This is a genomic window from Agaribacillus sp. DX54, from assembly GCF_056858335.1.
On sequence record NZ_JBXEQE010000031.1, the window covers coordinates 35473 to 59626 of the forward strand.

General features: G+C 43.6%; 23 protein-coding genes. 14 read left to right on the forward strand and 9 right to left on the reverse strand.

Going from position 1 to position 24154, the window contains the following annotated elements; genetic code table 11:
* The first annotated feature begins 20 nt into the window (after nt 1–20).
* Nucleotides 21–653 carry a thiamine phosphate synthase gene (locus AC04NP_RS24345; RefSeq protein WP_482862618.1) on the forward strand — a complete coding sequence of 211 codons (633 nt, stop codon included), beginning with the start codon at nt 21–23 and terminating at the stop codon, nt 651–653.
* Nucleotides 654–766: 113 nt separating this feature from the next.
* Complete coding sequence (locus tag AC04NP_RS24350; RefSeq protein ID WP_482862619.1) at nt 767–1051, forward strand: Trm112 family protein; 285 nt, start codon at nt 767–769, stop codon at nt 1049–1051.
* Between the two features lie 15 nt (nt 1052–1066).
* Here AC04NP_RS24350 and AC04NP_RS24355 read toward each other — a convergent pair whose 3' ends face one another.
* From AC04NP_RS24355 to AC04NP_RS24365, 3 genes are all read right to left on the reverse strand, one after another.
* Entirely contained in the window at nt 1067–2542 is a 1476-nt protein-coding gene (locus AC04NP_RS24355; protein WP_482862620.1) for a vanadium-dependent haloperoxidase, read from the reverse strand.
* Nucleotides 2543–2779: 237 nt separating this feature from the next.
* The gene (gene cydB, locus AC04NP_RS24360) at nt 2780–3814 is read right to left on the reverse strand and encodes a cytochrome d ubiquinol oxidase subunit II (RefSeq protein ID WP_482862621.1); all 1035 of its coding nucleotides are present in this window, start codon (nt 3812–3814) and stop codon (nt 2780–2782) included.
* Nucleotides 3815–3825: 11 nt separating this feature from the next.
* Nucleotides 3826–5202, reverse strand: coding sequence for a cytochrome ubiquinol oxidase subunit I (locus AC04NP_RS24365; protein ID WP_482862622.1), 1377 nt, complete (start codon nt 5200–5202; stop codon nt 3826–3828).
* Nucleotides 5203–5364: 162 nt separating this feature from the next.
* On the opposite strand from AC04NP_RS24365, the gene AC04NP_RS24370 reads away from it, so the two are divergent.
* The 10 genes from AC04NP_RS24370 (at nt 5365) to AC04NP_RS24415 (ending at nt 15565) form a co-directional block, all read left to right on the forward strand.
* Complete coding sequence (locus tag AC04NP_RS24370; protein ID WP_482862623.1) at nt 5365–6021, forward strand: peroxiredoxin; 657 nt, start codon at nt 5365–5367, stop codon at nt 6019–6021.
* 610 nt (nt 6022–6631) lie between these two features.
* Nucleotides 6632–6820, forward strand: coding sequence for a hypothetical protein (locus AC04NP_RS24375; protein WP_482862624.1), 189 nt, complete (start codon nt 6632–6634; stop codon nt 6818–6820).
* 459 nt (nt 6821–7279) lie between these two features.
* Nucleotides 7280–8629, forward strand: a complete 1350-nt coding sequence (locus tag AC04NP_RS24380; protein WP_482862625.1) for a Gfo/Idh/MocA family protein — start codon at nt 7280–7282, stop codon at nt 8627–8629.
* A gap of 132 nt (nt 8630–8761) precedes the next feature.
* Entirely contained in the window at nt 8762–9685 is a 924-nt protein-coding gene (locus AC04NP_RS24385; RefSeq protein ID WP_482862626.1) for an ATP-binding cassette domain-containing protein, read from the forward strand.
* 67 nt (nt 9686–9752) lie between these two features.
* Nucleotides 9753–10481 carry an ABC transporter permease gene (locus AC04NP_RS24390; protein ID WP_482862628.1) on the forward strand — a complete coding sequence of 243 codons (729 nt, stop codon included), beginning with the start codon at nt 9753–9755 and terminating at the stop codon, nt 10479–10481.
* A 2-nt stretch (nt 10482–10483) separates the two neighbouring features.
* Entirely contained in the window at nt 10484–11992 is a 1509-nt protein-coding gene (locus tag AC04NP_RS24395; RefSeq protein WP_482862629.1) for a GldG family protein, read from the forward strand.
* Complete coding sequence (locus AC04NP_RS24400; protein WP_482862631.1) at nt 11985–12923, forward strand: DUF4340 domain-containing protein; 939 nt, start codon at nt 11985–11987, stop codon at nt 12921–12923. Before AC04NP_RS24395 ends, AC04NP_RS24400 begins: the two co-directional genes overlap by 8 nt.
* A gap of 127 nt (nt 12924–13050) precedes the next feature.
* The gene (locus AC04NP_RS24405; protein ID WP_482862632.1) at nt 13051–14706 is read left to right on the forward strand and encodes a DEAD/DEAH box helicase; all 1656 of its coding nucleotides are present in this window, start codon (nt 13051–13053) and stop codon (nt 14704–14706) included.
* A complete protein-coding gene (locus AC04NP_RS24410) occupies nt 14703–14969 on the forward strand; it encodes a hypothetical protein (protein WP_482862634.1) in 267 nt (88 codons plus the stop codon). The genes AC04NP_RS24405 and AC04NP_RS24410 overlap by 4 nt, the downstream gene beginning before the upstream one ends.
* A 116-nt stretch (nt 14970–15085) precedes the next feature.
* The gene (locus AC04NP_RS24415) at nt 15086–15565 is read left to right on the forward strand and encodes a DUF6495 family protein (protein WP_482862635.1); all 480 of its coding nucleotides are present in this window, start codon (nt 15086–15088) and stop codon (nt 15563–15565) included.
* A gap of 120 nt (nt 15566–15685) precedes the next feature.
* On the opposite strand, the gene AC04NP_RS24420 is transcribed toward AC04NP_RS24415, so the two are convergent.
* Nucleotides 15686–16399: a LytR/AlgR family response regulator transcription factor gene (locus AC04NP_RS24420; protein WP_482862636.1), complete on the reverse strand. Its 714-nt coding sequence runs from the start codon at nt 16397–16399 to the stop codon at nt 15686–15688.
* A gap of 216 nt (nt 16400–16615) precedes the next feature.
* Nucleotides 16616–17353, reverse strand: coding sequence for a hypothetical protein (locus AC04NP_RS24425; RefSeq protein WP_482862638.1), 738 nt, complete (start codon nt 17351–17353; stop codon nt 16616–16618).
* Between the two features lie 436 nt (nt 17354–17789).
* Here AC04NP_RS24425 and AC04NP_RS24430 point away from each other — a divergent pair, with 436 nt between their 5' ends.
* Entirely contained in the window at nt 17790–18821 is a 1032-nt protein-coding gene (locus AC04NP_RS24430) for an alkaline phosphatase D family protein (protein WP_482862639.1), read from the forward strand.
* A gap of 152 nt (nt 18822–18973) precedes the next feature.
* On the forward strand, nt 18974–19732 hold the full coding sequence (gene map / locus AC04NP_RS24435; protein WP_482862640.1) for a type I methionyl aminopeptidase: 759 nt from the start codon (nt 18974–18976) through the stop codon (nt 19730–19732).
* Between the two features lie 72 nt (nt 19733–19804).
* Here the strand turns inward: map and AC04NP_RS24440 are convergent, their stop codons facing one another.
* From AC04NP_RS24440 to AC04NP_RS24455, 4 genes are all read right to left on the reverse strand, one after another.
* Nucleotides 19805–20203 carry a methionine-R-sulfoxide reductase gene (locus AC04NP_RS24440; RefSeq protein ID WP_482862641.1) on the reverse strand — a complete coding sequence of 133 codons (399 nt, stop codon included), beginning with the start codon at nt 20201–20203 and terminating at the stop codon, nt 19805–19807.
* Between the two features lie 138 nt (nt 20204–20341).
* Complete coding sequence (locus AC04NP_RS24445; protein WP_482862642.1) at nt 20342–20869, reverse strand: DUF4920 domain-containing protein; 528 nt, start codon at nt 20867–20869, stop codon at nt 20342–20344.
* 115 nt (nt 20870–20984) lie between these two features.
* A complete protein-coding gene (gene msrA, locus AC04NP_RS24450) occupies nt 20985–22130 on the reverse strand; it encodes a peptide-methionine (S)-S-oxide reductase MsrA (RefSeq protein WP_482862643.1) in 1146 nt (381 codons plus the stop codon).
* A gap of 135 nt (nt 22131–22265) precedes the next feature.
* A complete protein-coding gene (locus AC04NP_RS24455; RefSeq protein ID WP_482862644.1) occupies nt 22266–24149 on the reverse strand; it encodes an AAA domain-containing protein in 1884 nt (627 codons plus the stop codon).
* Between the last annotated feature and the right edge of the window lie 5 nt (nt 24150–24154).

Consider the following 24154-nt stretch of genomic DNA (forward strand, 5'->3'; position numbering starts at 1 on the left):
AGTTATGAATTAAAAGTATCATGATAAAATATGAGTTGAAAGGGCTTTATCTTGTGGTGGATCCGTGCATACCCGGCATATTGCCAAAGCTGGAACAGGCCATTAAGGGAGGGGTCGACATGGTGCAAATCTGGAATCACTGGCTGCCAGGGCATCAAAAGGAGGCGTTTATTCATACAGTGTGTGACATGGCACACCAGCATAACATTCCGGTATTAATTCACGAAGCCTGGGAATGGCTCAGCCGCACCCCCATAGATGGTGTGCACTTCGACCAAATCCCTGCTAATTGGCAGACGGTCAAAAAAGAAATCGATACATCACTGATAACCGGTTTAACCTGTGGTAATGATCTGGAAAAAGTCCGGCTGGCCGCAGAACAGCAATTTAGTTACATTTCCTTTTGCGCCCTGTTTCCTTCCGAATCAGCGGGAAGTTGTGAAATTGTTCTGCCTGAGACTATTCTCAAAGCCAGGCAGATCACTTCTATACCGATTTTTGCTTCCGGAGGTATCGACCATGGGAATCTGGACAAGGTTCTTCCGTTAGGTGTTGACGGGGTAGCGGTTATTTCAGGTATTCTTAAAGCACGTAACCCGTCTATCGCGGCTTACCAGTATCGACAGGTGTTGGCAGGGTTTGAAAATCAGTGAAAGCGTTATAACTATTGGAGCAAATGGGGACATTTTGGTGCCTTTTTTACCACTGATTTACAATAAAAGAAATTTATTTTGACAGTATATGAATCGGAAAATGAGTTTAGAATATGAAAGCATCATTGATTAACAAACTGGCATGTCCTTTTGACAAGCAGGAATTACAAATACAGGTATATAAAAATGGCCCTGAGAAAAGTATCATCGAGGGCATTCTAACATGCCGCACCTGTAAAAGGTACTATCCTATCGTGCATGGTATCCCCATCATGTCACCCGACGAATACCGGGAACAGGCGTTGGAACAACCCTTATTGCAAAGGTGGAAATACCAACTGGAAGGCAAATTTACTATAACGGATGATTTCAGAATGCTCCCCGAAAGTACAGGGTAGTAACCGCTGTTTTACCTATCCTTCCCCGAGATGTTTCTTATAGAATTTCCATACCTCACGGGCTACATCTCTTCCTAACTCCAGGCCTGCAATGTTATCAGACTGAATATGGTAACCTCCCAGAACCCGTGAGATACCCGCCATATCGGCAGTCTCTGTAAATGTGGGGAATTCAAGTATGACCTTTTCTCCAAGGTTTTCCGGTTCTGTAAGAGCACCGGCCACCAGTTCCACTTTTACTCCAAATTCGTCGTTACCTGTAAAAAGCCTGAGTGCCTCACCACAGGCACCACTTACGCAACTATGCCCTGATACATAGCTGGGAAAAGGGGGGCAAAGAAACGTTTCAGGGGAATAAGGTCTCCATTGTTGCCCTTTCATCGCTATCATTCCCTTTCCTGGCCCTCCCCAGGCCTCGATCACCTGGTCTTCAAAGTATTGATGAACCAATGCATAGGGCCTTGCATAATCATAATACATTTTTGAATCCCATGAGGCGATAAAAGCATCCATGGCGGTAACCTGATTAAAAAAGTACATCTTTACGTCCTGATCCAGTGTATGATGGTCCCTTATTGAGACATCCTGGGCAAATTTCAACCAGTGCCCGGCTTGTTGCACCGACTGGGGACCGTCCCGCATAAACTCCACCAGGGCCTTTTGTTTATCAGTTAAGGTGGCTTGCAGCGCTATTACTTCTTCCACCTCTTGCTGAAGTTGCTCCGAACCAATCATAGGCGGTGGTCCGGGCCTGAACTGATCGGCCGATTTTAAGGCTACCGGTTTCACTTTGTCCCAGAAAGGCGTCAGGCATCCCGGGGCAAATTTACCGCCCTCACCATCTGAAAAATACTTAGGTTGCCACCGGTTCGGATCTATGTTTTTATCTGCCGAGTTGACGGGCTCGTAGCCTACGTAATTGAAATAGGGTTGTTCGTTAGAACCAGCTTCTTCCCCATACTGATTGGCCCCGTCGCCCTTTCTTGCCGCTATTACGTCCCTGGCGGCGAGGTTGCCAATGCCTTCCGGCGTATTCGGATCCAATGATGTATTGGCCGGATCAAACCCCAATTCCACCATAAATCTTTCAAAAGATGCTTTGTCAGAATAGTAATATTCATTCAGGGCCCGGAATGCCGCATAGCTGATGGCAATTTCTTTATTTTTTACCGTATGTTCACTTTCCGGCCTTCTGGCTACGGTGGTCAGATAAACAGGGATCGCTTTTTTATCGTACCTGGACCAGGCATCAAAAACAGCAACGAAAATCAACCCCAGGTAACGGGAGGTGACAGTGGGTCTTGGCGTAAACCTTTCGGTATCATTGGCGGTGGCTTCAAGGGCCATTTTCCCCCATTTGTACGCTATATTAGCAGCCCCCTTTGGTTGTCCCGGTGAGAGGAAATTGCGCTCATTATGTTGGTTTTTCTCATTTTTACAGCCTATTGCCAGGAACATACCTATAATCAGGGGTACTAATATTCTATTCATTTTCTACTAACATTATGGAAATGGTACAAAAATTTTTATTAAACTAAGGAAAATCAAATGTTTATTCTAATGATACAAGTCATCTTTTTATTCAACTGCACATGCGCTAAAAATGCCTTTACAGCTCTTTACAGCTTATTAGGTTTCAGACAACCAACTTATATCTGACTTTATAAAACACATTATCCTATGCTACACAAATCAGGTTTTTAGCCTGTTCAGGGTCGCTGCGATATCTCAGTAACTCATCTCGTCCATCTTCACTTTACCCTTGAAGGTCCAGAAAACAAATCCGGTATAGATGGCAACGAGCGGAGCCCCAATGGCAGCTATGGTAAGCATGATACCCAATGATTTCATTGACGAGCTGGCATTGTATATGGTCAGGCTGTTAGCCGGATCGGATGTCGAAATGATAATGGTGGGATACAACTCGAAAGCCACAATGATAAGGAGCATGGCTACAGTAATTGATGAGAAAACAAATGCATACCAGTACTTCCGTTTGGTCAGGAGCCTGGGAATATTGGCCATACTCAGGAAGGCTATGAGGGGAATAATGAAAAACACGGGATTTTCCTTAAAACGGTCGGACAGATGCGGAAAATAAATCAGTGTAAATATGGTAGTGATGCCGAAACTTACCAGAAAGAATATGATGGCCCTTTTTGCCTGCACGATCATACGGGCAAATAACCTGCCTTCGGTTTTCATTATCAGGTAAATGGCGCCATGCATCATGAACAACGCAAGCGTTGAAATGCCCACCATGATCGCGTAGGGGTTGATAAAACCCAGCCAGTTACCATCAAATTCCTTGTCCGGGCCGATGGCCATTCCTTGAAGAACATTTCCCAGCACAATTCCCAGAAGCATTGCCAGCATGGTGCTGGATACACAGTATGATATGTCCCATAGCTTTCTCCACCATTTCATGGGTTCTTTGCTTCTAAATTCTATCGAGACGGCCCTGAAGATGAGACATGCCAGAAACAACATAAATGGAATGTACATAGCCGAAAAAACAGATGCATAAACCACAGGAAATCCAGCGAACAAGGACCCTCCGCCAATCACCAGCCACACTTCGTTGCCGTCCCAGACAGGACCGACAGCATTCAGGGCTATTCTCCGGCTTTCTTCTTTTTTAAAAAACAAATGCCAAGCCCCCGCTCCAAGATCAAAGCCATCCAGTATAGCGTATCCTGTGAAAACCGCTCCTAAAACCAGGTACCACCAGGTAGGATAATCAATTCCCAAAAATGTATCCATGCTTTTTGTCTTTAGGGTTGAATGACTTTGGCTATTTCTTTTTGCAATGGCCGTTGATCTATCATGGCTCCTTCTCCGGGACCATGTTTGATCTTCTTGTTCAGCAGGTAAATGAACAAGGCCAGCAACAAGGTATAAATGACAGCGAATAGTATCAATGAAAACAACACCTGATTGGCAGTTACCACTTTAGAAAGTGCATCAGATGTCCGTAACAAGCCGTATACGACCCATGGTTGCCGTCCCATCTCCGCGGCATACCACCCCACCTGGTTGGCAATTTGGGGAAGTATAACGGCAAATACAAAAACCCAGAGCAGCCACTTTTGATCGAACAGCTTACCGCGCCACCATTGAAAGCTGGCATATAAGGTGAGTACTATTAATGCCATACCAATGGCAACCATGATGTGATAAAACTGAAATATGGCATTTAAAGCAGTGGGTCTTTCATCCTCCGGAAATGCATTCAGGCCAGTAACCGGGGTTTCCGGATCGTAGTGAAGCAGGAAAGACAGGCCGCCTGGAATCTTAATTCCGGTTACCTCCTGGTTTTTTTTATCTACCCAGCCAAAGAGATACATATCCGCTACCGCCAGACTGTCGAAATGCCCTTCAAGTGCAGCTAGTTTGGCCGGTTGGTTCTCAGCGACTCCTTCTGCCGACCTGTGCCCGGTAAATAATTGAGAAAGCGAAGAAAGGGTGGCTACCACCAGAGCAATGCTGAAGGCCTTTTTAGATACCTCGATGTGCCTTCCTTTCAACAGGTAATAAGCATGTACACTTAATATCAGAAATGCTCCGGCCAGAAAAGCCCCAATCCAGACATGGGTGAGCCTGTCCATGCTGGAAGGATTAAATACCATGGCCCAGAAATCAGTGATCTCAGCCCTTGACTCCATCCCTTCGCCTACAATATGATAGCCGGCAGGTGTTTGTTGCCACGAATTAGCCACGACAATCCAAACAGCGGAAAACATAGAGCCTAACCAAACGCCCAAGGTGGCGATGAAATGCACTTTAGGGCTAACCCTGTTCCATCCGAAAAGCAGGATACCCAGAAAACCGCTTTCCAAAGCAAAAGCAAAGATACCTTCTGCCGCCAGGGCACTGCCGAAAATATCTCCTACATACCTGGAATAAGTGGCCCAGTTGGTGCCAAACTCGAATTCCATAACAATGCCTGTGGCAACCCCAATGCCGAAAGTGAGGGCAAAAATTTTGGTCCAAAACCTGGCCAATCGTTCGTAATCGGGATCCTTGGTGCGCAAAAACATGCCTTCCATGAAGACCATCACTAATCCCAGTCCTATACTAAGTGGCGGGTAGATATAGTGAAATGCAACGGTAAACGCAAACTGTATGCGTGCCAATATTTCTACTTCCATTTTTCGCTGTCAGATTATAAGATTTTTCTATAAATTTCTATCTCCCAATCTCACTGCAATAGTACCATTTTTATTCCTATTCTATGTAACAAATGTTACCGAAAATGATAGAGAGAATAAGTTAATTGCACCATAATTTAAAACAAAACAATCTTGATAAAAATGGAAACAGCAGAGATGAATGTAACACAAATGCCGAAGATCGGTGATCCGGCACCTGACTTTGAAGCCATGACCACCAAAGGACCGGTCAAATTCAGTGAATTTGCCAAAGAAAAATGGATTATAATGTTTTCACATCCGGCGGATTTTACGCCGGTTTGCACCACTGAAATGAGTGGGTTTGCCCAGAGAAAGTCTGAATTTGAGGCGTTGAATACGGAGCTGATAGGATTGAGTATCGATAGCATTCATGCCCATTTGGGATGGGTAAACAATGTGAGAAAGAATACGGGGATATATTTTGATTTCCCCATCATTGCGGATTTGGATATGAAAGTATCCAAGTTATATGGCATGCTACAACCTAATGAAAGTGAAACGGCTGCCGTAAGAGCGGTATTTTTTATCGATCCATCTAAAAAGATAAGGCTGATCATGTATTATCCGTTGAATGTCGGCAGGAACATGGATGAGATACTGAGGGCTTTGGAAGCACTCCAAACCTCAGATGAACATGGAGTAGCTATGCCGCTGGACTGGAAGAAAGGGGACAAGGTAATTGTACCTCCTCCGAAAACGCTGGACGAAATGGAGGAAAGGCTGGCTGACGACTCTATTGAGCGAGTGGACTTTTATCTGGCTAAAAAGGAGATTTGAGTTGTATGGGATAGTGGATAGTAGATGGACCATCTGTGAGATGGTCCTCTTTTTACTTTTTCAAATTCTGAATATTTCATTTAAATTTTCTTTTTTTTAATCATTTAATATTTTATATCTGTTCATCTTATTCCCGGTCGTCCCTGACAATGTCAAACTTCCGGGTTTCGTTTTTTATAGGAATTCAGTCTTACCTTTCCGAAGGCTTTACATCTCTCACTGCTCACAATACAGTGCTTTCTTATACTTATAATTGGGGGAAATTTATTCTTACTTCAATCAAAGTTGAAGCGTGCCAGTTTTTTTACAACCGAATGAACTCAATAAAAAAATAGTGTTTTGAGTGATTAAAAAACCCGGTTATATTTGACAGCAATAATATCGGGATTATTTGGATTAATGGCAACAGTTAATGAATGAATCAAAACGATCTTTTAACAGCTATTTGACGAATTGGATGAAAGTTATGGTATGACTTTGTATCATGCTATGACCTGCTCAGAAAAAAATCCTTTTCTCCAAACAAAAAATTCCTTTAGCACAAGATCAACCCTTAATTCTATCGTATAGGTACTCAAAAGCCTGTAATGAAATCAAAAGCCTAAAACAAATGGAATTCGAAAAAGTAAAAATACCAGCCACTGATGGCTATGAACTTTCAGCTCACGTTTTTGAAAGTCCGGCGGAAACCAAGGGTAGTGTGGTCATAGGGTCGGCCACAGGCGCTAACAAAGGTTATTATAAAAGCATTGCCAAATATCTGAAGGAAAACGGTTATCATACGGTCACGTTTGACTAAAGGGGCATAGGGGAGTCACTGCATGGTGATATCAAGGCCTTTAAAGGGAGTATGCTTGACTGGGGCTCAAAGGATCTGGCTGGCGTCCTGCGATGGGTCGAAAAGGGGCGATGTGCCCGAATGGTTCGAACAGTGAGGGCAACAGATTGAGCAACAGCAACAATAAGAGCCCAGGCTACCGTTACTGTTGCCTCCACTATTGCTTATTTTTCCTGTATAGTAGGAAGGAAAGGAAATCCAAAAACATAAATATCCTACCCTCTTCGACGGGTTCATGTAGCCGGCCGGAGATAAAGCTAAGCAATATTGGAACGGGGAGGCAACAAGTATCGGGACAAGGATCCGGGATCGAAATACGGGTGGTAGTTATTGTGAGTTTGTTCATAATTTATCGTATATTTTGGGGATATTTAGGAGGGCATACAGGTCTGGTTTGTAGATTAACCTTAAATTTTACATATGAAAAGAAGAAACTTTACAAAACGTGCATCAGCTATAATGGCTGGGGGCTTATTAGCAGGTCCTTCATTGATGGGGGACTCCCGATATAAACGCTACATATCTCCCAATGATAAATTGCAAATAGGTGTAATAGGATGTAAAGGGATGGGTTGGTCAAATACCAGGTCGATGCTTAAGATGGACGACATCGACCTGGTAGCTATCAGTGATGTGGATAAGAATGTCATTAAGGAGCGTGTAGAGCATTACAAAGAGTTCAGGGAAAACAAACCTGAGATCTATGAAGACTACCGGAATTTGTTAAGTAATCCGGATATTGATGCGGTAATCATCGGCAGTCCTGACCATTGGCATTGCAAGATGATGGTCGATGCCGTACAAAGCGGCAAACATGTGTACGTTGAAAAACCCCTTGCCAATTCTATTGAAGAATGCAAGATCATGGTTGAGGCAGCTCAAAAAACGGGAAAGGTAGTACAGGTGGGGCAATGGCAACGCAGCGGTGTCCATTACAAAAAAGCACTGGAAATAGTTCAGTACGGCGTACTTGGTAAAATAAGGTTGGTGAAAGTATGGGCTTATCAGGGGTGGATGAAACCTGTACCTGTATTACCCGATTCACCGGTGCCCGAAGGTGTGAATTATGATTTCTGGTTAGGCCCTGCCCCTAAAAGAGCTTTCAATCAAAATCGTTTTCATTTTAATTTTCGCTGGTTCTGGGATTACGCAGGGGGACTGATGACTGATTGGGGTGTCCATGAAATCGACATCGCGTTATGGGTAATGAAGGCTGTTTCACCTGTTTCAGTCATGGCTACGGGCGGTAAGCTCGCCTATCCGGATGATGCCTCTGAAACTCCGGACACTTTGCAGGCTTTATTCCAGTACAATGACTTTAACATGTTGTGGGAACATGCGACGGGTATTGATAATGGCCCCTATGGAAGAAGAGAAGGCATTGCCTTTATAGGGAACAACGGCACACTGGTGGTTAACCGAGGTGGTTATGAGGTATTGGTTGAAAAGAAAGCCAGAGTTTATGGTAAAACCGAGGAAGGTAAAATGGCGCCAATCGAGGCCTTTGAAAGGCCCAAAGGTGCTAATTATCTGGATTACCATACGCAAAACTTTGTTGCTGCGATAAAAGCAAACGATCCTTCGATACTGAATACCCCAATAGCATCCGGTAGTCTGGCGGCCATCAATGCCCAGATGGGAAACATCGCCTATAAAACCGGCAGAAAGGTTTATTGGGACGAGGCCAATGGCAAATTCAAGAAAGATAAAAGTGCCAGTGCAATGGTGGGTGTCAAATATAATAATGGTTGGGAGCTTCCGCGTATTTGATTGGATGAATAACGTTATCTTGCATGTAAGGGAACAACTTCTGGGATAAAATTTCTAATAATTGTGATAATTTTCTATAATTGCATCCGCAGAAAAATCTTTCGTTAACTTTTTTAATTTCTGAGACTGTAAATGGATATTAAGATCGATAATTTAACTAAGAACTACGGTCCCCAAAAAGCAGTTGACAATATTTCCTTTGAGGTTAAAACTGGTGAAATCCTCGGTTTCCTCGGACCAAACGGTGCCGGAAAAACCACCACTATGAAGATGATTACCAATTACATTGCCGTAGATAATGGGGATATTACAATCGGAGGGGATTCGGTAAGATCAAACGGAGAAAGGTTGAGAAGACATATCGGCTATTTACCGGAACATAATCCTCTGTATTTGGATATGGCTGTTTTAGATTACCTGGAGTTTTCCGCCGCCCTGCAGGGTGTTCCGGCACACCAGATTCCTGGCAGAGTGAAGGAAATGGTAAAACTATGTGGTTTAAATGCTGAAAAACACAAAAAAATTGCCGAATTATCAAAAGGCTTCCGGCAAAGGGTAGGGCTGGCCCAGGCGATGATACACAACCCTGAAATCCTTATCCTTGACGAACCTACTACCGGCCTGGACCCCAACCAGATTGTCGAGATACGGAAACTGATCCGGGAGATTGGCAAACAAAAAACTGTTATTTTAAGTACACACATTCTGCCTGAGGTAGAGGCGACCTGTGACAGGATTTTAATCATTAACAATGGCAAAATCGTAGCAGACGGCACCGCCGACCATTTGAGGAAACAGGCGCAGGGCCAGGAATTGCTTGTAACCACCATAGAAGACGGGGACTCGGAAGTTATTGAAAAAGCATTGAAGATCCTGCCTTCTGTGGCTGCGGTGGAACGTTTGGAAGATAACCGTTTTGAAGTGCAGAGCAAAACCGAAATGTCGGCTAAAAGGGAAGTTTTCAATCTGTGTGTAAAAAACAATTGGGTTATCACAGAGCTAACCCCGGAGGAAACAAAGCTTGAAGACATCTTCCGGGATTTGACTACGAAATAGATTTTTGATTACAGGTTAAATTTTTATCCTTTCCTATTCAATCCCTTAAAACAAAATCAGATTAATCATGAAATCAATTTGGATCATTACCAAGAGAGAACTACAATCTTTTTTTGATTCGTTAATCGCGTACATTATATTAATCTTGTTTCTAGGCTTTAGCGGTTTTTTTACCTGGCTATATGGAACAGACATTTTTTTGGTTGGCCAGGCCAGCCTGCAAAGTTTTTTTAACATAGCTTTCTGGACACTTTTCTTTTTTATACCAGCCATCACCATGCGGATGCTGGCAGAGGAAAAAAAGACCGGAACCATCGAACTGTTACTCACCAAAGCGGTGTCAGACCGGCAGGTGATACTAGGCAAGTTTTTGGCGTGCTTGTTATTGGTAGTCATCGCACTGGCTTTTACTTTACCCTATTATTTTACCGTTGCCAGCATTGGGAATATCGACCATGGCGCTGTTTGGTGTGGCTACCTCGGGCTTTTGCTGATGAGTGCTGCGTACGTGAGTATCGGGCTGTTTACCAGTAGTATCACTAACAATCAGATTGTCGCGTTCCTGCTGGCCTTATTCATCGGACTATTCCTTCACCTCATCTTCAACGTTTTGGCAGGCAACTTTACAGGCTTCCTGGGACAGTTGTTTTATACATTGAGCTTGTCGGTTCATTTCGACTCCTTGTCCAGGGGTGTGATAGATACCAAAGATCTTGTCTATTTCGCCAGTATTGTGGTTATTGGCATTCTACTGGCAGAATTGAATCTGGCTAAACGAAATTTAACCAACAGTTAATTATGAGAACCAAAAAGTCATACTATAACTCTGTTATCTTAGTTATCGGGATACTTTTACTAATTAATATTTTGTCCAACGACTATTTTGTACGTCTGGATTTTACCGAAAATAAAAGATATACCCTTAGCCAGGCAACGGAAGATATCGTCGAAGACCTGCTGGAGCCGGTAACGGTGAAAGCCTATTTTTCAGAAAACCTGCCCCCTAACATAGCACAAACCAGGCTTGATTTTAAGGATTTGTTGCTGGAATATGCCAATATTTCCGGTGGCAACCTGGTCTACGAGTTCATTAACCCTAATGAAACACCTGAAAAAGAGCAGGAAGCCGCTCAGTCGGGGATTAATCCGGTGATGATCAACGTCAGGGAGAAGGACCAGATGAAACAACAAAAAGCGTTTATGGGCGCGGTCATAGAAATGGGTGAACAACAAGATGTTATCCCTTTTATGCAGCCCGGAGAAGCCATGGAATATGCGCTTACCTCCAGCATTAAAAAACTTTCTATCACCGACAAACCTTCCATAGGTTTAATCCAGGGACACGGTGAACCGTCTGTTTTTGATATGCAACAGGCAGGGCAGGAACTAAGCATACTCTATAATTTTGAAGACTTTACCTTAACGGATACAACAGATATCCCCGCCAACTTCAAAGCCGTAGCCCTGGTTGCTCCCAAAGACACTATACCTCCGGCACACCTGGCAAAGATCGATGATTATCTGGCCAACGGAGGTAAAGTGCTGGTAGCTCTTAATAAGGTAGACGGTAATCTGCAAAACGCCTTTGGGTCGGCAGTTTATACCGGATTGACGGCCTGGTTGCAGGGAAAAGGTATCACTGTGGAAAATCAGTTTGTTATTGATGCCAGTTGTGCTTCCATAGGTGTTCAACAACAACAAGGTCCGTTTAGGTTCCAGACGCAGATACAGTTCCCGTACTTACCGGTTATCAGTAATTTTTCGGACCACCCTATCACCAAGGGACTGGAAACAGTTATTTTGCCTTTTGCCAGTCCACTTACATTTTCAGGTGATTCGACAGTAAATTTTGTTCCATTGGCGTTCACATCCGATCAGTCGGGCACCAGTCCGGTACCCACTTATTTTGACATTCAAAAAGAATGGACGGAGTCAGACTTTCCGCAACAGCGGCTGATAGTTGCGGCAGCTTTGGAAGAAGTGGGTATGCCCAAATTAGTAGTGATCGGAGATGGAGATTTTGCCGTCAACACTCGTGAAGGAGGCCAGCCACAAGCCGTTCAACCAGATAATGCCAGTCTTTTTGCCAATAGTATTGACTGGTTGTCTGATGACACAGGACTCATAGACCTTCGTACCAAGGGAGTTACCTCGCGGCCCATTGACCAATTGGAGGAGGGGACACAGACAACGCTTAAATATGCGAATTTTCTTCTTCCGATATTGGCTGTTATCATCTATGGCATCGTCAGGTTTCAAAGACAGCGAAGTTTAAGAATTAAAAGAATGGAAATAAGTTATGAGTAAAATAAACAATAAAATATTGCTTGGTATACTGGTAGTATTACTCCTGGTATTTTTGGGTAAGCGTTTTTTAGGGAGTAGTGGAGAGCGAAATTTCAGGGCAACCCTGGTAGCCATAGATACTTCACAAGTAACCAAAATCGTTATTCAGCCGCGGGCTTCTACCGGTAATAACATTACTTTTACCAAAACCGGAACCAGTTGGGAGGTGGCCAGGGCTGATATAAAAGATGAGGCCGATCTCAATAACGTTAAAAATATGCTGGCCAATATGGTAAACATAAGCCCCAAAAGGCTGGTGGCAAAATCAGAGGATAAATGGACCCAATACGAGGTAAATGACTCACTGGGAACCAAAGTAATGGCCTATGCAGGAGATAAAGTATTAACGGACTTTATTTTGGGAAAATTCAATTTTCAACAGGCGTCCCGGTCGATGTCCAACTTTGTCCGCCTGAGCGACGAGGAGGATGTTTATTCAGTGGAAGGCTTCCTTTCTTCCTCTTTTAACCAGGAGTTTAATAATTTCCGTGACAGAACATTTGTGAAGGTGACTAAAGAAAATATCACCTCTGTTCGTTTCGAATACCCCGGCGATAGCAGTTTTGTGCTCAACCTTGTAGCTTCCAAATGGGAAATTGACGGGCTTCAGGCCGATTCAACAGCCGTGGAAAGCTATTTATCCGGGTTGCGGAATTTAACAAAAAATGAGTTTGCCGATGATTTCACCCCGCAGGGAAAAGTGGCTACCTATCGATTGTCCATAGCCGGTAATAACATGCAACCCATTACCGTTTCAGCCTTTCAGGAAGGCGAAGGCCATATATTAAACGCTACCCTGAATGAAGGCGCCTATTTCCGGGAAGGAAGTCTGAATATTTATGATAAACTGTTTGTCAGTAAAACAAGCCTTCTTCCGGCCGGTGATCAGTAGTATTGCAAAATACCTGAGTACCCCTGCAGCATTGTCCGAATTAAAACCGGCGTGATTTACAGCGTCAAACAGGTAGGTTTGCTTATTGCATAGTTTTACCTACCTTTGCGGCTAATTTAAAAAGCAGATGCAAACATTTGAGGAGTTGGGATTGTCGGGTGAGTTGATAGAGAGCCTTTCGAAGTCTTCCATCCTAAAACCTACAGAAATACAACGTTTGGTTATACCTGTTTTATTACAGAAGCAAACGGATTTAATAGGATTAGCGCAAACAGGTACCGGCAAAACCGCAGCATTTGGCCTTCCGATGCTGGATTTGATTTTTACCGATGAACCTTTTACCCAAGGTGTTATACTGGCACCTACACGGGAACTGGCGCAGCAAATAGCCAGGAGCTTAAAAGATTTTGCTGCTTTGCGAAAAGATATTAATATCGAGGTGGTATACGGGGGTGCGCCCATCGTCAATCAAATCAAATCCATCAAGAAAACACCACCACATATTTTGGTTGCTACGCCGGGCAGGTTAAGAGACCTGTTAAAAAGGAAAGTGGTCCTTTTAGAAGCTGTACAAACATTCGTTTTGGATGAAGCAGACGAAATGCTCAACATGGGCTTCAAGGAAGAAATCTACGAGATATTGTCATACTCCGATCAGGAACGAAACATTTGGTTGTTTTCAGCCACCATGGCTGCTGATATCAGGGCTATCATTAAGGATTTCATGCACGAGCCGGTAGAGTTCTCTGTAAATTCCTCCCAAAAAATTAACCAGGACATCGACCATCAGGTGTGTGTCGTAAAATCAGTCGATAAACAAGCTGCGCTGGAGCGCTTTATTGATTTACTGCCCAACCTGTATGGAGTGGTGTTCTGCCGTACCAAAAGGGATACACAAAAACTGGCTGACAGCCTGAACAAATCCGGATACCGGGCCGACGCCCTGCATGGCGACCTGAATCAGAATCAGAGAGATACGGTCATGAAAAAGTTCCGTAACCGCCAAACCAGCTTACTCATTGCGACCGACGTGGCGGCCAGGGGCATTGATGTAGAGGACCTGACCCATGTATTTCACTTTGCGCTTCCCGATGACATGGCTTTTTACACCCATCGGAGTGGCCGCACAGCCAGGGCTGGCAAAAAGGGTTTGTCATTGTCTATTATGACTGCCGCAGAGGAAAGAAAACTAAGGGTATATGCAAAAAAGCTGAAATTTGATCTCAATAAAATCGAGGTACCGAGCCTGTCAGAGGTCAAGAAACAAAGGGTATTGGCGTGGCATGACAAATTAGAGAAAACAGAAACCTCACCGGCACTGGATGATCAGCTAAAAGCGTTATCTGTTCAGATTATGAATCAAATGGGCCCTGAGGTATTTCTGGAGAAAGTAGTAAGTCTCGAGCTCAATAAACTCAGCAACCTGGAGGAAAAATCATTTGGAACCGCTAGTACCCATAGAACCGGCAAATCCAACAAGAAAAATAAGTTTGACAAAAAAAGTGATGCCGGTGATTTAAATGGCTATCGGTTTTTTGTCAACATAGGCAAAATGGACCAAGCCAATAAAGCTGAGCTTTTGGAATTTCTTTGTGACGTAGGCAAGGTGGAAAAACGCCACATTACCAATATTGCCATGGAAAAACGCTGTTCATACTTTGATGTGGACCCATCAAAAGCCAGCACTTTCGCACAAAGGTTTAAGAATTTGCAAATTGACGGCAGAGAACTCAGAGTGAACCGGGATCAACAGAAAGACCAGAAACGAAAACGCAAAAAATGAGCTCTGCCGGTTGGTTTTCATTGATTAAAGTAATTCTGAAACATGGCCATTTTGCTATTCCAGCTTACGATTACCAAAAGGCAAGGCAGAAAGAACTGGAAAAACCGGACTCATATACCCCTGTCGGTGCCATTCGGAAAGAAGCCGGTTTTAGACATAGCAATCAATTTTGTCTTTACCATCCTAGGACCTTTAACGGCATTTGCCAGCTACTACAAAACTCAGAGGATTTTGAGAACTTTGGCTATCCTGTCGACCTTTAAACCAAATCGATAAAGATGTCTGTTGCGCCTGTAAGATACCCAACCGATGGTAGATTTTTGATTCATAATCCCTAATTTTACTTTTCGAAACCCATGTGAATTTAGCACCTTCTTTTATGCCAAAATATCGCCTTTTAACCTTAGAGGAGTTGCAGGAACTGGAAAAGGAATTTGTAGAATACCTGGTTTTGAATGGTATCACTGCCGATGATTGGGAAAAGATTAAAAAGGAAAACCCTTCCAGTGCCCGGCACATCATTGAATTGTTCAGCGATGTGGTTTTTGAAAGTATTATGAGGAAAGTTAAATACCTTGAGCTAAGAACTGCCCATGAGGTGAAAGTTTTTCAGTGCCTGGAAAGTAAATTGGTGTTGGTGGCTATGCAATCGACTGTTGATCCGGATATCGATTTTACGAATACAGCGTATATCAAAAATGCCATGAATAACCCCCCTCCGGGGCTAAAGGTTTACACCTCCGAAAAAACCTATGGCAAAGTCAGGGAAATTGAGATTTTTGAAATGATCAGGGCCGGGGCCCTGATTACCGGGGATCAGTTATTTAAATCACTCTGTCTGGCGTTACCATCCCAATAACAAGCCACTATCCACCCAAACCGGTTTGATTTTAAATGGGACTCCGTTACCTTTAATAAGGCTTTAGAGTGATAATGCCACAATTGGTAACAGTCAGTAAATGGTGTAAGTTCACGCAGTTCAGCCAAAGACCTCTTTCAGAATCCTGTCCTTCAAATTTTTGCTGAATGGTATGTTTGAATTATTGATAATTAGTGTATTGCCTTGAAGTGATTCAACCTTTAATTTATTGATAATGTAGGATTTGTGTACACGCATAAACCTTGAATCCGGTAATGTTTTTTCCAGCCTTTTTAATGAATTCAGGCTGATGATCTTTCCCTGTACGGTGTAAAATGTCACATACTCCCGAAGCCCCTGAATGAAATAAATATCTTCCAGTAAAACCCGGTAAATCTTTCTGTCGGCTTTTACTACTATATGATCTGAGGCATCGTATTGAGCTGATTTTTCATTGATGGCAGCTTTACTTTTCAATGCCAGTAGTCCCCTGGCTTTGGCAACGGATTGATAAAACCGGTCGAATTGAATAGGTTTCAATAAATAATCGACAACATCCAGTTTATAGCCTTCCAGGGCATAATCCGCGTAAGCGGTCGTAAGTATAATCATAGGCCTGGTTTTGAGGGCGTTAATAAACTCCAGCCCTGTTAACTCGGGCATTTGGATATCGAGGAAAATCAGATCCACGGCCTGATCATGTAAAAAATCGAGGGCTTTAATGGGGTTGGCAAAAGTGCCAAGTAATTTTAAATGAGCCAACTGCCCTATATATTCTTTCATCAGAATCCGGGCCGGGTATTCATCATCTATTACTACGCAGTTGATTGTCATCAGGTATGAACGATTAGATGAACATGAAATGATTTTTCCTCTTCTTCAGGGAATTTAAGTCATCTGTTGGGAACTAATTAGTGCTTAAATACATTGCATTAAAGTCAATGGCTTATGATAATGAAAGGATTATATTTAATTGGTTAACAAAAGCGGGCTTCAGGGTTCCGCTTTTGTATTTTGGCACTTTGGCAGCCATTGAAATGGTTGGGCCGGTTAATGGGCTTCAGGTAACACATAGTTGAAGTTTCTGGCCCCCTGACCAATAAATGGAAGAATACTGGCAACATCAGCCTCACTCAGGTTTTCCTTCCATCTTCCCACTTTTTTGGCATGGTCTTTCCGGGAGTAAGGCTTTGAGCATTCGGCTTCTACAAATTTTTCATTATTTTCGTCCTGGATCCGGTTTGCCCATTGCATTACAGGAGCCTTATATTGCTGAAAATCAATGTTTGCCAGCTTACAGACGCTTTTGGCAGTGGCTAATGGATCGTATACCATATCTTCAAAAGTATTGATGATAACCCTGTCCATAACCTGCTCATAGCCATTGGTGTTAATGAAATTCCAGTGGTAGGCACATTTTTCCAGCAATGGCCTCGACATCCGCGCTTTCCAGTCCCCGGGCCTTGGGTGATGGCCCCAGTTGTTGGCAATGCCAACACGCAATGAACTGATAGCATCGAGCGGATGCCTTACCTGCCAGAAGAGCAGATGGTTTTCGGGAAATAGCTGATAAAATTTTTTCAGATCGAAAGAAAGTCCGTCAAAAAAATCATTTTCATCATCCTGCACCGGCACCTTTATGGCAACTGGTGTGGAATAATCGATGGTTTCTAAAGCAGAAAACCGTGGCTCACTATAATAGGTATAGTGGGGGAGGTAATCAAAAAACTCCCCAAATATGGAGGTGCCACTACGCCCACACCCCAGAATACATATATGCTTACTCAAAATGGCAGTTTAAAGGTTTTATATAAAATATAAAGATAAAAAATTATTTTCAGCCAAAAAATAAGCATCCGTGAGTGCCACGGATGCTATTTCACGAAATACAAAACCAAAATGCATTTGCATTTCCAAACCTGGATTGCGAATACTTAAAAAACGGAAATTTTTTCCGGCAAGTTCTCACAAAATCATAACATTTATGTCGACAGGCGACAAATGGTATAAAGTTCAGATCTTTTTAGCTTTATTAGGAGCCATAGCATGGCCCCAAGCCCTACGATGACTGAGAGGGTTTTGTAATAGTGCAAAATCCATGTATTAATAATCCGTCCCCGGTATATTAAGTCTTCATTAATATTTTTCACCGTGGGTTGATGCTAAAATAATTATTGGGGATATTTAACTATACAAAGCGCTTGTTTTAAATAAACTTTATGTTATGATGTACCTGCTTAGATTTTGTATGGTTTTTACAATTTTAGGAACCATGAACGGGCCGGAAAAGCCCGCCGATCCCTCAATGCAGGCTATGAATGAACTGGTAATTGCATTTGGTTCCTGTAACCATGAATATGAGGAACAACCCATGTGGGCAGCCATGTTGAAACAGGAGCCTGATTTATGGATATGGCTTGGGGACAATATCTACGGTGATACCGATAATATGGATACCCTGAAATATAAATACCAGCAACAACTCTCCAATCCGGGTTATAAACATTTCAGAAATAGTGTGGAGATCATAGGTATTTGGGATGACCATGATTACGGTATAAATGATGGTGGGGCAGGTTACCGGCAAAAAACCGAAAGCCAGCAACATTTCCTGGATTTTATCGGTGAGCCTGACCATACGCTGAGAAGGAAACAGGCTGGCATTTATACGTCCTACATGAAGGAGGTTGGCGATTTGCAGGTGAAGATTATTTTGCTGGATACCAGGTATCACCGTGATACATTGTTTAAGAAAAAACGCGCTTACCTGCCCAATGAAGAAGGGGACATCCTTGGCGGGCAGCAATGGCAATGGCTGGAAAAGCAATTGAAAACCAGTAAGGCAGATGTTAATATCATTGCCAGCAGCATTCAGGTAATTCCGGAGCAACACGCCTATGAAAAATGGGCTAATTTCCCTAATGCCCGGCAAAGGTTATTTAATTTGGTGGCAGAAAGCAAAGCCCGAGGCGTATTGTTTCTGAGTGGTGACCGCCACATTGCTGAATTTTCTAAAATCGAACTCTCCTCACCCAATTACCCCTTATACGACCTTACATCGAGTGGCCTGACTCATACCTGGCGCCGTGCATCCAGGGAACGAAATAAGTACAGAACCGGACCCTTGCTCGTCGAGCTCAACTATGGTCTGCTGCATATCCGGAAGGTACAGGGCAAAACAACCGTTGAAGCCTCTGTAAGGGGGTTAAACGATAATCTTTATTTCAAAGAATTGATTTCGTTCCCAACGCCTTAATTAACTCCGGTTTACCCCATTGGTATAGGGGGCAGCAATTGACTGTTTCCTAATGTCCGTAAAATTCAATATTTTTATCTTTTTGCCGGAGAGGCTGGGAATGCCATCTTCCGAAAGATTAAAAATATATAACCTCCAAAAAACGTTGGATTATGTCCATTCAATCGATACAAGACTTAGAAGGTATGACCCTTGCCGGTAAGGTGGTTGGGGAAACATTGAATAAAATGTTGACCTTTGCCAAACCCGGGATGTCTACTAAAACCCTTGACGACTTTGGCTACGAAATCCTGAAGTCCTACGGGGCCAATCCGGCTCCCCAAAAAGAATATGGTTTTCCGGGATGGAATTGCATTAGCGTTAATCATGAGGTGGCTCATGGAATACCCTCGAACCGCGTCATACTTCAGGAGGGAGACCTTGTGAATGTGGATGTCTCGGCAGAGGTAAACGGCTATTATGGAGATAATGGCGCATCCTTTGTGTTGGGCAGGGACACCAGGCAATTAACCCCCCTCGTCAACTCTTCCAAGGAAATACTTTACACGGCTATCAGCAAAATAAGGGGCGGCGTCAAAATCGCAGCCATTGGTGCCCTCATTGAAAATGAAGCCAAGAAGAGAGGCTTCACCACCATTAAAAACCTGGTTGGCCATGGTATCGGTATGACATTACACGATCATCCCCACGAGATTCCCTGCTTCGCAGACCGCACCAACAAATACAGATTCAGAAAAGATACTGTTATCGCCCTTGAAACCTTTATTTCCACCAAAGCCCGGATGGTCAGGCAGGCCAGTGACGGGTGGACCTTCAAAACCCCCGATGGGAGCTTCGTGGCACAGCATGAACATACGCTGATTGTTACGGACAAAGACCCCGTCATACTCACCGCAAATAATGGAGTTTGAGTGTGGGTGTGGGTTTGAGTTTGAGGGGGGTGGTGGAAGGTGTCTTTTATTTGTGGAGATAGGTGGGTGGTTTTAGTCGTTGGGCCGGGGTTTTAGCTTTTCAGGTACGAAATTCATGCTGATGGAGTTTACACAATGACGGAGGTTTTTAGGGGTCAGGTATTCGCCTTTGAAAACGTGTCCGAGATGGGCGTCGCAATTAGCGCAAAGGATTTCCGTACGCTGCCCGTCGGCATCAGGCGCACGCCGTACAGCACCCTCAATTTCACCATCAAAGCTTGGCCAGCCACAGTGGGAAGGAAATTTGTGCTCGGAATAATAAAGGGGTGCATTGCAGCGCTTGCATGTATAGGTGCCACCCGGTTCAAAATGTTTTTCATATTTACCGGTGAATGCCCTTTCGGTACCTTTATGAATGAGTACCCTTTCTTCTTCGGGGGTTAAATGATTAAATGCTTGTTTTGTTTTCATTGTGTTGTAAATTATGTTCCAGTCATAGTATGACTTGGAGTCATACTATGACTTTCACGGGAATATTGTATTCCTATCAATGTAATACTATCCTACTTTCTTCCGGAATACTTTGAACCGGACAGGCATATTGAAATCTTACTTAATAATCACACCACTCGCTACAAAAGCAATTTCTCTTTTGGGGCTCGTGATGGCATCAATTTCCTCCTGGGTTTTCCCGGCATCTTTGGCATAATGTTTTAAAGTCTCTACGTCTGTCTCGATCTGTTTTGCGTATCCTTCTATAATGGTCTCTTTTCCTTCCATACCCTCTTTGGGGACAAAAAATCCATAATCTTTAAAAGTCACCCTTATTTCGCTGTCATCGGCCAAATTCACTTTCATCCAGCAACCTTTCACCTGGCAGGTAGCGCGTATTTTGCTGGAAAATTTCACCTTGACCGAATCTTTACCTTCCAACGCAGCCAATAACTCTTCGGCTTGTACAGCTCCTTCCCCGGTGATTTTTTCACCGTAGAAATTCATACCGCTGGCTTCGGCAACCGGCTCTTCGGCAGGTTCTGTACCGGCTCCTTCCCCGGTTTTCTGTGTTTGCTGTTGACAGGCGACCATAACAGCAAAGCACGCCAGCAATTGCATAATATCTTTCATCGGGTTTTTCATAAGTGTTCTGTTTTAGTGTAAAGTATTTTGAGAAGTATTTTAGGCACAAATTTAATCAAACCCTCACATAATTTATAAAAATCAAACCGTAGTCATGATTATTCAATGCAAAAACTCAATCAAACAAAGCGGCGAAGTCGCTATATCCTGTCTCATTGAGTGCTTCTTTAGGAATAAACCTGAGCGCTGCCGAGTTAATACAATAACGTAATCCAGTCGGTTTTGGGCCATCGGGAAATACGTGACCCAAATGACTGTCGCCATATTTACTTCTCACCTCGGTCCGGGCGTAACCCAGATGATAATCGGTTCTTTCTGTAATATATTGCCCATCGATAGGCTGCGTAAAGCTGGGCCAGCCAGTGCCTGAACGGTACTTGTCTTTTGAACTGAACAAGGGTTCACCGGAAACAATATCCACATAAATCCCCTCTTTTTTATGATCCCAGAATTCGTTGGAGAACGGACGTTCGGTCGCTTCATTTTGAGTTACATCATATTGCAATGCCGTAAGCCGTTTTTTAAGCTCCTCCTCCGTAGGTTTGCCGTAGACTTTTGAAGACTTTGGTTTACCTGATGCTTTTACCTTGTATTCCAGATCGTCACCCCAAACTTTTTTGATGAACTGGTCCCTTCCGGAACCGCGTCGGTAACGTTGGTAATTGTCAGGGCTTTTTAAATAATAATCCTGGTGGTATTCTTCTGCATCATAAAATTCCGTAAACGGAGTGATGGCAGTAACTATGGGTTTATCAAACCTGCCCGATCCTGCCAGTTTGCTTTTTGAAGCCTCGGCCCGGGCTTTCTGATCCTGATCATGGTAAAAGATTTCCGACCGGTACTGCGAACCTCTGTCCACAAACTGACCGCCCGCATCGGTGGGATTGATCTGTCTCCAAAAAAACTCCAACAAATCATTATAAGATATTTTTTTGGGATCATAAAATATTTGCACTGCTTCGGTATGACCAGTACTTCCCGAAGAAACCTCCCGGTAAGTCGGGTTTGGCTTTTTGCCCCCTGCATACCCGGAAATAACGGCGGAGACTCCCGGTAATTTTTCGAAAGGTTTCTCCATACACCAAAAGCAACCCCCTGCAAAAGTGGCAATTTTTTGATCTTTGTCCTGTAAAATAACTGTGCCGGCTGTTTCCGTCTTTTGCGGTTCATCTTTAGCCACAGAAACCATGTAGACCAAACCCACCAGCAACAAGGCACTTCCTGTTAAAATTAATTGCTTTTTCATCATATTTAACTTCATGTTTTTTGGTCAATACGGGTTAATAAAGTTAATAAATGTTAAATGATAATCAATCAGCCTTTTATGTAAAAGACGCGACAATTCCGCAGTTATGTTTTTAAAACAATGATTGCTGTCAAATGTTCCCTCCGGGGGTTAATCATACAGGTATTCAAAAGCGCTCGCGTATTTACCATTTTTTTCGACATAATCAATCATTTGCCTGTAAAACGGATCGTTGCCCAGGGTAGCGGAGTCACCGATGATCACAAGGGTGGATTTGGCGCGGGTCATGGCAACGTTCATGCGCCTGTACTCTTTCAAAAAACCAATTTCGGATTTGTTATTTGACCTCACGAGGCTGATATAAATCACGTCCCTTTCCTGTCCCTGAAATGCATCTACTGTGTTAATCCTGATATTCTCAAGCACCGCATCCAGGCAATTTTCTTCGCGCAGCATTTCATCGAGCAATTTAATCTGGGCTTTATAGGGCGCGATGATGCCTGCATTCAACCCCGATTCAGGTGGGTGTTGACATAAATGTTTGATCAGGAGTTGCGCCTCCTCTTTATTATAAGTAGACAGTGTGCTTTTATCCTGGCTTTCTCTGAAGCCGCATCCGGCGGTATCGATAAACTCAAATAAGACTTCATCAGGCCTGGCCAATACTTCCTCTGCCGTTTTTAGCTTGTTTTGATAAAAATATTGGCTTGAAAAACCCATGATTTGCGGAGCCATACGATATTGGACCTCCAGCATGGTGTCTGTTCGGGTATTGGAGATGGCTTTTTCAAATAACGAGACCTCCAGCCCGTTTTTGGCGGCATTAAGCGATTTGACGGTTGGAGGAAGCTGACAGTGATCCCCGGCCATGATTACCCTTTGCCCTTTAATCACAGGAATCCAGCAAGCAGGTTCGAGTGCCTGTGAACATTCGTCGATAAAAACGGTCTTAAAAGCTTTGTCTTTTAAAAATGCCTGATTGGCTCCGGTGACTGTACATGCAATAACCTGCGCCGACTCCAGCAGATGGTTGATGATATAAGACTCTATATCCCTACTATAGGCTTTTAACATGCTGGCTTCCTTTAAAATGCGGTCACGTTGCCGGCGCTCCTGTTTGCCAAAATTCCGTTTATACTTATAACCGATTTTTCTAAGCTCCTCTGCCTTCCTGCGGCTTTCCTTCAAATCTTTGAATTGTGGGTGCCGGGAGATTTTTACATCCAGACTGTTTTCTATGACATTTTCAGTTAGCCTCGCCGGATGCCCCAAACGCAAAGTGCCAACCTCTTCTTCAATCAGTTTTTCTACCAGTAAGTCCACTGCTGCATTGCTGGGGGCACACACGAGTACCTGCTTTTCAGTGGTGACAGTGGCTTTGATAGCCTGTACTAAAGTGGTCGTCTTACCGGTTCCCGGCGGTCCGTGAATAATCGCGAGATCCCGTGCGTTAATGACCTTTGTTAAAGCTTCATTTTGTTTTTTGTTGAGGGAAGGGGTGTCATAGTCGTATCCGTTTTGAAAAGTTGCCTCCTGTGCCCCATACAAAATCTCTCTCAATGCCGCTATACGCCCTCTTTCCGCGCCAGCCACAATTTCCAATGCCAGGTTCATCTCTTTATAAGACACCTCATCAAATAGCAGATTAACCCCGAGCTTTCCATCATCCAGCCAGTCGGGCACCTCACTATCATGCAATACTACCCGCATTTTTTCCTTGTTCAGGTAGCTGATCACTCCTGAAATCTGCCTTTCACGTCCCGCTTCCCCTTTAAAAACACTTACCACCGACCCCACCTGGAAATTAGAGGGGTGCTGTTCACCAGTGGTTCTTTGCAACGATAAGGTAACACGTTCACCGGTACTGATAAATTGCCCCGATTTAATAACCGGATACCATGTAATACCGCCCTCTTTTCTGTCCTCAATGGTATTGATCTGTATCTTCTCCCTGTATTGCCGATAGTCTTCCTCCTGCTCAATTTTGAGCAATTCCTGTAGTTCAATCAAGGCATTCTGTGCTGCTGTGGGCATGAGCG